This is a genomic window from Gillisella terrae (assembly GCF_004801395.1).
Taxonomy (GTDB): domain Bacteria; phylum Pseudomonadota; class Alphaproteobacteria; order Rhizobiales; family Rhizobiaceae; genus Allorhizobium; species Allorhizobium terrae.
Genome location: NZ_SSOA01000023.1, coordinates 1 through 5,105 on the forward strand (window position 1 = coordinate 1; position 5,105 = coordinate 5,105).

The window sequence follows — 5,105 nt, forward strand, 5'->3', positions numbered from 1 at the left end:
GTGACGGAAACGGAAACCATGCGGTTCCAGTGGCGCAGAAGGTCTTCTTCGGTGGCGTCACTTGGCAGGCGGGCGACCCAATCGACGTTTGGCCCGCCAAACAGGGCGTGGAAATCAACACGCTTCTTCAAGACATCAATGATCTCGCGACTGCTGATGAAATTCATGACGATTTGCGTGTCTTGATAGAGCTCCACCCCAGGCATACCAGCCACATTGCCAATCTGATCATTGCCAAGAGCGGGCGAGGATGGGCGCACGGTGAAGCGCGTCTCGGATTCGAACTGATCGGAGGCAATGAGGCCGAAGTAGAGCGTGCTGGCGATGATGGGTACGATCAGCAGAAAGATGGTGGCAGCAATGAAAGCGGCTTTGAAGACGCGATCCATCAGCCGTGGGCGCAAGCCCACGGCGGCATAGAGATCACTGCGCTTGGAGGTGGAAAAGCGCAGCTTTCTGGCGGCAACAGAAAGGCGCGCGGCAATGGCGCGGCCATTTTCGACGCCCAAACCGTCGGTATCGGACATTTTTGAATTTTCGATGCTGTCCGTCAAGAAAACGCCACCCGCTGAATGTTCATGCTAAAGGGACCAACCCACCATGGCTTATCGGTTCAAGCGATAGTAGGCCTCGATGGCGTGTTCGACATCATTATAGACGATGATGCGGCCATCGACCAGCAGCATCCCCTTGTCGCAATAGTCTTTAATTGTGTCCATGGAATGGGAAACCATGATGATATCAGAATTGGCGCGCCTGTGCTCAAAGGCCACTCTGCATCGCTCCTGAAACCGGGCATCGCCCACGGAGGTGATTTCGTCGATCAGATAGCAATCGAACTCAATGGCCATGGACAGGCCAAAGGCCAGACGGGCCATCATGCCGGAGGAATAGGTGCGAACCGGGGCGTTGATATAATCGCCAAGCTCGGCAAAATCCTCGACAAAGCGGCCAACGCGGCGCACATCCTCGCCATAGACCCGCGCCACGAAGTTGAGATTCTCCTTGCCGGTCATTTCCGGATGAAAGCCATTGGCAAAGCCCAGCGGCCATGAGACGCGCACATTCTTGGTGATGCGGCCGGAATTGGGCAAAAGTGTTCCGGCAATCATGCTGAGACTGGTTGACTTGCCAGCCCCGTTGACGCCGAGCAGGCCATAGGAATAGCCGGACTCGAACACGACATTGACCTGATCGAGAATGATTTTCTTGTGGTGTCTGGCTTTGAAATGTTTTGAGACGTTGTTGAACTTTATCACATGGACCTCACAACATGTGATCTTCAACAGAGGCCCAGATCAGACAAAGGGTTGCCCAAAAGACAAACAGACCCAGCAGGATCAGGAACGGCGAGACGATGCGCTTGGGATAGAGCGCATCCTGCGGCAGGGCTGGCGGCACAAAAACGGTGAGGTAGAGCGCTTTGCGCGACACGGCGGCAAAGGCCAGATCATAGTTGCGTCTTGCTGCCTCATAGAGTTTTTCGCTGACCTGTCGGTTGGTTTCGAGCTTTGAGAAACCGGCGATGACATTGGCGAGCGAATTGTTGCCCGATCCGACCAATTGCGCCTGCATGTCCTCAATCTGACTATCGAGGCTTTCTTTGGCGCGCTGCATTTGCTTGTAGCGCGGCGACTCGCTGCCATCGGATTCTTTGAGCACAAACAGGCGGGTTTCCAGCTCCAGTTTTTGCGCAACCAGCCCCGTCAGCAGCTTGCCGGCCTGCTTGGCCTGCACTTCGGGGCTCAGCAGGCCCGATTTTTGCTGAAAGCCGTTGAAGTCGTTCAGAGCGTCCAGATAATTGGCCTTGGTGCGGGACACTTCTGAGCGAAAACTGGCGAGCAGATCATCGCGGGCGCGCAGGGTGATTTCGTTGACGAGCTTTTCGCTCTGCTGCAAGATGGCGTTGGCAAGCTTGACCGAATCTTCGGGGCGAAAGGTGCGCACCGTCAGGGTGACAATGCCGGAGGGTCCATCGATATAGGCGGTGACATGCTGATCCCAATATTTGAGAAAATCCTCTTCTGAACCCTTGGGATCAAAGCGCGACAGATAATCGGCGTTCGGATCGGTAAAGATGGCGCGGTAATCGATCTCGCCTTTCAGGCGTCGCAGAATTTCGGCGGAGTGAATGAAGCTGGTCACCACATAGGCGTCCTGCGGGGCGGCCTGCATGTTCATCAGGCCGGTATCGACCTTCTCGCCCAAGCCGCTGTCGGACAGCGAGCGCACGGCAAAGCGGGCTTCAGCGGTGTATTGATCCGAGGCAATGGCGATAAAATAGACGAAGCAGACAAACGCTGGCAGCAACACCATGAGCAGGAAGGTGATCAGCAGCCATGGTGGCTTGCCGCCAGCCTTGGCCTCAGACCCGGATTCGCTGCCAAGCTGGTCCAGCACGTCGTCTTGCGCAATCTTTGCAGGTGTTCTCTTGAACAGCGCGTATGGCCGCAGCCAGAAGCCACGCGATGGAGCCTCTTCGACATCAAGTGTGCCTGCCCGCGTATCTGCCCGCGTGCCTGATTGCTTCGTTCGGTCTTTGACGTGCAAGGTCACCATAGGTTTTACCTAACCATCAAGCGCGATATAGGGTGCGACGGCCTGTCTGACGTAATAGTCCAAGATGATATCCTCTTCCAGCCACATTTCTGCGACGGGAATATCGCGCAAGATTGTGGCAAGATCACTTAACACCGATTGTTGGGGAAAGATCGGCACAGCATGGCCGGGCACACCCAGCATGGCCCCAACCTCGTCTTGAAAATGATTGTTGTTATAGCCATAGCCAATCACGGCAAAACGCGACAGCGCATCAATGGCGGGTGCCACTTCCCGGCGGGTGACGGTTTGCTCCGGGTGGGTGCAAACCAGTTGCCGGGTGATCGGCGATCGAAAGATATTGGCCACGCGATCATGGGCTTTCTTCAAGGCGCGGGCGATCTCTTTTTTGTCGCCAAGATTGATGTCGGCAAAATATTCGACCGCAGGCGAGAGCAAAATCCGGTCCCGCTCGCCCAGGAAAGAAAATGTGTGTTTCGACAGGCGCTTGATCATAAACAGCCGGGTGGCCATCTCATAATAGGGGTCTGGAATATTGGCGACAACCTTGAAGCCTTTGTCGAGAAACTCTTCATAATTGCGAAACAGCACGCGCCCGCTGATGTAGATGGAGGGCGTGTTGTTCAAATGAAAGGCCTGGAGCGTGGTTTCGTGGCCAAAGCGCTCGACGGTCGACACCGAGAATTGAAAGAACTCCGAGCAGAACAGGTCAAACTTGACCATGGGCAACAGGGTCAATTGCAATTGCAGCAGTTTGAGGTTCAAGGGATTGTCGGCGCTGGGCCGCCGATAGATCAAAAGGCCGGATTTTGCGTCCGAAATCAACAGCCGGGTTTGCAGGGCCAGATCCGGCATAATGGTCGCGTCGATGCGAAAGCCGACGAGACCCGTTGCATGGCGGCCCGATTGCACCACCGCTGGCCGCTCCTGATCGCACGTCAGCAGGATCTCGCTGCCATCATCGCGCCGCACGATGATGGAGGGCTGATCTGAGAAGCCATCGGGCACCAGATAGCCTTCCAGCGCATCTCCGTGGTCGAATTCGATGTTGAACAACACGCCGTCATCTCCATACAGCACCGCGCAGTTTATAAAGGTCTTAAACCGTGCGTCTGGCAAACACAGAAAAGCAGGGGCCGCCGGTGTGCAGAGGTTCCTCATCCTGCACCACAATGTCGTCATAGCCGAGATGGGCCAAAAGCTTCAAAATATCCTCCCGGTGCATCCAGTAGTGCCGATCATTCATGCCGCCGCAAAAGGAAGCGCTCATATTGGCAAATTGATAGCTGCGCTCAAAATAGCGCACATCCATGCCGGCAATGGTGCGCACATCCATATTGCCGCTAAAGGGCGTGTGGCGCACATCGGCCTTGGGCATGACGCGCTCATCATAATAGTGCGTCCATAAAAACAGGCTCTGGGAGCGGGCGGAAAGCCGCCGCAGAAACTCGCCCGGATCGGGCATGTGATAGAGCACGCCTGAGGCCAGCGTCAGATCATAGATGCGATCGGATGCTTGCAGCCAGTTTTGAATATCGCCCAGATAAAAGGCGGCGCGGTCGAGCTTGAGGATTTCCTTGGTAACCAGACAGCGCATGAAACACTGTTTGTTGGCCTCAATCGCGTCAATCGAGGCCGGGTTTCGCTGGTTGAGAATATAGGTGTGCATGCCTTCGAGCGGGCCGACTTCCAGAATGTTTTTGCCCTCGATCGAGCCAAAGGCGTCCAGCACTTTGAATATCCGCCCATCGGCAAACAGCGGAATGGTGCCCGCCGTCAGATTGAACTCTTGCGGAAAGGAGGAGTTCCAGCCGGGCAAGGCATCAATGGCGTTTTGATGCTGCGGCAGGCGCATCTCATATTGCGAGAACCCCTCGGGTGCTTCGGTTGCAGCAAACAGGCCCTTGAGCTTTGCGAGGAGACGCACTTGCAAAAATGGAATATTCATCAAAACTTCCTGCCAAAGACCCGGAGGCGGACTTTCAAGTTGAGGGTGTGCAAATTGAGGGCGTGCGAACCAAAGGGTCCGCGACTGCGACCCTTCTTAGGCAGGCGGCGCGTCATCTTCAATGTCCTTTTTCGATACCCGCATTCTTCTTGCTGCGTCTCTCGTAGGCTTTTTCCAGAACAGGGCGAATGATCGGCCCCAGTTTATCGAGCAGCAGCATGTCAAAGCCGAAAAATACTTCTTTTTTACCGGCATCCATGCCCTTCACAATGCGGTGAGCAACCGTGGTGACCGGCCATGGCTTTGGCGGCCCCAAAAAGCGTTTGGTTTCCGGGCCACGCTGGGCAATTTCCTGGCGAAATTGCGGTGTATCGGTATCGGGCGGAAAGCAGATGCACACAGATACGCCTTTGGGCTTTGCCTCCAGCCGCAGGGCTGTTGCCAGGCCACGCAAGCCATATTTGGAGGCGCAATAGGCCGTATAGCCCGGAATGCCCAGCAAGGCTGCACCCGATGAAATGATCGTGATCGTGCCGCGCCCGGCTGCGATCATCGATGGGTAGACCGCCCGGATGGCATTGCTCACTCCAATCAGATT

5 protein-coding genes and 1 pseudogene are annotated in these 5,105 nt (G+C 55.6%); all 6 read right to left on the reverse strand.

Annotated elements, in window-relative coordinates:
• Positions 1–527, reverse strand: a pseudogene (locus E6C51_RS19925) (capsule biosynthesis protein); the annotation flags it as partial.
• 78 nt (positions 528–605) lie between these two features.
• A complete protein-coding gene (locus tag E6C51_RS19930; RefSeq protein WP_146938033.1) occupies positions 606–1,259 on the reverse strand; it encodes an ABC transporter ATP-binding protein in 654 nt (217 codons plus the stop codon).
• A 7-nt stretch (positions 1,260–1,266) separates the two neighbouring features.
• Positions 1,267–2,559 (reverse strand): capsule biosynthesis protein, encoded by a 1,293-nt coding sequence (locus tag E6C51_RS19935; protein WP_190237299.1) that lies wholly within the window; start codon positions 2,557–2,559, stop codon positions 1,267–1,269.
• Between the two features lie 9 nt (positions 2,560–2,568).
• Positions 2,569–3,618, reverse strand: a complete 1,050-nt coding sequence (locus E6C51_RS19940) for a hypothetical protein (protein WP_190237300.1) — start codon at positions 3,616–3,618, stop codon at positions 2,569–2,571.
• 40 nt (positions 3,619–3,658) lie between these two features.
• Positions 3,659–4,507, reverse strand: coding sequence for a class I SAM-dependent methyltransferase (locus E6C51_RS19945; RefSeq protein WP_230987506.1), 849 nt, complete (start codon positions 4,505–4,507; stop codon positions 3,659–3,661).
• Between the two features lie 118 nt (positions 4,508–4,625).
• Positions 4,626–5,105 (reverse strand): SDR family NAD(P)-dependent oxidoreductase (locus E6C51_RS19950; protein ID WP_190237301.1); only part of this gene is annotated, 480 nt, incomplete at its 5' end.

What these genes read in the sequence shown, in the direction of transcription:
- E6C51_RS19945 (WP_230987506.1), bottom strand. Translation starts at nt 4,507, where the DNA reads ATGAATATTCCATTTTTGCAAGTGCGTCTCCTCGCAAAGCTCAAGGGC.
- E6C51_RS19935 (WP_190237299.1), bottom strand. Translation starts at nt 2,559, where the DNA reads ATGGTGACCTTGCACGTCAAAGACCGAACGAAGCAATCAGGCACGCGG.